We start from the raw sequence: 972 nt of genomic DNA on the forward strand, positions 1-972 counted from the left end.
ATATTAAAAGTTTATTTTAGTACCTAATCAGTATCAGAAAGAGTTATCATGAACAGTTAAGGTGTTATTTTTGTACCTAAATATGTGATAGTTTTGCTTGCTCTTTTCTGACTGAGGAAAGGAGGAAGCTTTTTTGTTATTAAGAGATAGTAATAGTAGAAAAAATGCAGGAGCAAATCGGACTTTTTTGTTATTAAGAGATAGTAATAGTAGAAAAAATGCAGGAGCAAATCGGAGACTAATTTAAAAAGTTAAGGAGAAACAAATAATGAGCAATCAAATTCAAAATTTAGGAGACTATAACAAAGTAAGAATTGATTTACAGAAAGCAGGTGGGAGTAGAGAAAAATTATATCAAAGTATTGGAAAGGCAGAAGTAGAAAAAGCAATTTCTGTATGGAAAGAAAAAACGCTATTGGTGGCTGCCTTGGGAGGTGTTATAGGGATGATAGTTGGCATTAGGTATTGTAGGAAAAATGAAGTGAAAGAGAGTGAAGCACAAAATTCTTGTATAAAAAAATTTCAAGAAGTGATAGAAGAGGAGGTTTTGAATAGTTCCAGCTATAAGGCGAAAAATCATAAGGAAATTGGTTTAGTATGTGAAAGACGAAACGAAATAACGGAGGAAGAAAAGAAATTATTATTCAAATTGAATAAAGGAAATTTTGATGGTATGGTAGGTGATAGAGTAGTTACAGCTAGAGGCTCGGCTGTTTTTGTAATGATACAGAATGGTATGCCGATATGTTATGAACGAGGACCGGCTATAAATTTTTTTAATGGCAAAGAGCGTGAACGTCAAGAAGGAAAATTACTTGTTCTAAAAAAATGGGAGACTAATAGTGAAAAAATAGAATTTCTTAGATCATTGGGATGGTTGATAAATGATAAAGAAGCAAAAAAGTACAGCAAAAAATGGAATAGTGAAAGTGAGGAAGAAAAATGATGAGATTAACAAAAAAGAATCGAAAA

Annotated in this window: 1 protein-coding gene; it reads left to right on the top strand. The window is 31.7% G+C overall.

The window, feature by feature from the left end:
* Positions 1 to 268 precede the first annotated feature (268 nt).
* The gene (locus DW059_RS15645) at positions 269 to 946 is read left to right on the top strand and encodes a hypothetical protein (RefSeq protein WP_117699396.1); all 678 of its coding nucleotides are present in this window, start codon (positions 269 to 271) and stop codon (positions 944 to 946) included.
* Positions 947 to 972 lie beyond the last annotated feature (26 nt).

The sequence above is a fragment of the Roseburia sp. AF42-8 genome (assembly GCF_003435965.1).
In the GTDB taxonomy this organism is placed as follows: domain Bacteria; phylum Bacillota; class Clostridia; order Lachnospirales; family Lachnospiraceae; genus Roseburia_C; species Roseburia_C amylophila.